2 protein-coding genes are annotated in these 2689 nt (G+C 63.7%); both read right to left on the bottom strand.

Annotation, left to right across the window (positions count from 1 at the left end; genetic code table 11):
- Positions 1 to 22: 22 nt before the first annotated feature.
- Positions 23 to 1306 (bottom strand): ABC transporter substrate-binding protein, encoded by a 1284-nt coding sequence (locus VEY12_11885; protein ID HYM40817.1) that lies wholly within the window; start codon positions 1304 to 1306, stop codon positions 23 to 25.
- 194 nt (positions 1307 to 1500) lie between these two features.
- A partial coding sequence (locus tag VEY12_11880; GenBank protein HYM40816.1) for a sodium/proton-translocating pyrophosphatase occupies positions 1501 to 2689 on the bottom strand: 1189 nt, incomplete at its 5' end.

Below are 2689 nucleotides of genomic sequence, written 5' to 3'. Positions count from 1 at the left end.
TCGGCTTGGAGTACCCGTTCTTCTACGGCGACTGGTTCATGTACTGCTTCGCCAGCGTGAGGTTGTACTCGTACGGCGCGAGGTTGTCCAGGTTGTAGTCCGGGTAGCCCAAGGGCACGGGCCCCACCCAGCGCTTCGCGTAGCCGCCGAACGCGACTTGGATGATCCGGTCGTAGTTGATCGCGTGGACCACCGCCTTGCGGACGGAGAGGTTGTTGAAGGGCGCCGTGTTCTGGTTCATGTAGACCCACCACGCTCCTGCGGTCGAGCCGTACACGTCATCGAGGGCGTTCACGTTGATGCATGCAAGCCCCTTCAGGGAGTTGATTGTGGACGGTCCGATGTACGCGAGCGAGGCACTCAGCACCCGACCCGTCTTCATGTCGTTGACCGCGATCGCGGGGTCCCCCTGGAAGTCGATCTCGAGGGACGACTTCGCGGGCGCGAGGATGTCATTCCAGGGTTCCGCCTTGGAGTCGTTCATAGCCCAGTAGCTTGGGTCGGGGTCGAGGGTGTACTTCGTGGCGGAACCGAGGTCGAGGAATCCGCCGCGAAGGACAAACGGACCCGTGCCCACCGTGTGGGTTGCCATCCATCGGTTGTAGTCGTTGACGGGCACGCCGCCGTTCGCCGACACGATGAGCGGGTCGACCGCGCTCGCGATGGGCCCGGAGAGAGATGCGAGCAGGTACGTATAGGGGACGACGCCCAGGTAACCAGCGCCCAGGTTGAGCTGAATCGTATACTTGTCGATCACCTGGAACGACTGATTCGAAGCCTCCATCACGGCGAGTTGCGCGGAGGTCGGATTCACGAAGTTGTACGAGTTCAGGACGCTCGCCACCCAGTCGCGCGAGCTGTTGCTCGCGGCGGAGGCCGAGTAGTAGTTCACGCCCGGATACCAGAAGTTCTCCTGCAGGATGAAGCTGCCCGCTTGGTTCATGACCAGGGCGCGGTACAGGCTGTACCACATCACGTAGGCGTTGAACGCATCGCCATTCGAGAAGTGGACGTCCTGCCGCAGGTGGAACGTCCAGTTGAACCCGTCCGTCGAGTTCGTCCAACTGCTGGCAAGGACGGGGACGAACCTGGTGTACTGGCTCCCGTTGTAGTTGACCATGCTCTGGTACACCTGCTGGACGACTCCCCAGCCGGGCGTCGAGAAGGTCACGTGGGGATCGAGCGAATCGGGTCGCTCCGGCTGGTCGAAGATTAGCGGGTTCGTCGTCTGAAAGTTGCAGGCAGACGGCGCGGTGATCACGTAGTACGCGACCGCCCCAGAGACCGCAACCACCACAATTAGCACGATCGCGAGCAGTCGGACCGTTCTCGGATTCCTTCTCCTGCCCGCGGGCGCAGGCGCAGGAGGCGCACTGCTCTCAGAACTCTGTGGGGCTCCCAAGGTCCTCCTCCAGCCCGCGGATTCTTCGCATCCCTATTAACGGTTTGCATGGACCGCTCCCTAAGATGCCCGCCCGTCCGCGGTCGGCAATGCGCTCTTCACAGCAGGAGGGGCGCCATGACCAGCGTGATCGTCGAGAGCAGCTTGACGACGATGTGCAGCGACGGTCCCGCGGTGTCCTTGAACGGATCGCCTACCGTGTCGCCCACCACCGCGGCCTTATGCGTGGCGCTCCCCTTGCCGCCCAGGTTCCCGGCCTCGATGTACTTCTTCGCGTTGTCCCACGCACCGCCGCCCGTGTTCAAGGTAAGGGCCATCAGGATGCCCGCGATGGTCCCGACCATAAGCGTTCCGCCGAGGGGCTCGCCCGCGGGAAGGTTCGGGGTGATCTTGACGAACTTGAAGAGGAACCCCACTGCGACGGGGGTCAGGACCGCCAAGAGGCCCGGCACGACCATTTCCCGGAGTGCCCCCTTCGTGCAGATGTCGACCGTGCGCCCGTAGTCCGGCTTCTCCGTCCCCGCCATGATTCCAGGCTTCTCCTTGAACTGCGCGCGGACATCCTTGATGATCGTCCAGGCCGCCTTGCCCACGGATCGGATCGCGAACGCGCTGAACAGGAAGATCAGTGCGGCTCCCATGAACGCGCCCACGAACGTCTCCGGGTGGGACAAGTCCACGGACTTGACGTTGGCCTCTGTGAGGAACGCGTTGAATAGCAGGAACGCCGCGAGCGCGGCGCTGCCGACCGCGTACCCCTTCGTGAGGGCCTTCGTTGTGTTGCCGGCCGCATCCAGCTTGTCCATGTTCTTCCGCACGGAATCGGACACACCCGCCATTTCCGCGATGCCCGCGCCGTTGTCCACGATGGGACCGAACGTGTCCATGGCCAGGATGTACGCCGCGGTCGCGAGCATGCCCATGGTCGCGATCGCCGTCCCGTAGATTCCGCCTCCCGGAATCCCGGTGGACTGGCCCAACCAGTAGGAGATGAGGATCGCAATGGAGACCACGACGGCCGGGATCGCGGTCGCCTCAAGGCCCACGGAGAAGCCGGCGATGATGTTCGTTCCGGGGCCCGTCTCGGACGCTTGGGCGATGTCCCGCACGGGGCGATACCTCGCTTCCGTGTAGTACTGCGTGATCCACACGTAGACCACGGCCGTGAGCATGCCCGTGAGCCCGCAGACCCAGTAATAGATCCACGTCGCACCCCCGGTCGTGCTCGGGAGGCTTGGATTCAGCATGGCCCAGGAGGCGACGCCGAACAGGATCGCCGCCAGGACG

Source organism: Thermoplasmata archaeon (genome assembly GCA_035632695.1).
GTDB lineage: Archaea > Thermoplasmatota > Thermoplasmata > RBG-16-68-12 > RBG-16-68-12 > RBG-16-68-12.
This window is presented reverse-complemented; position numbering and strand designations above follow the sequence as displayed.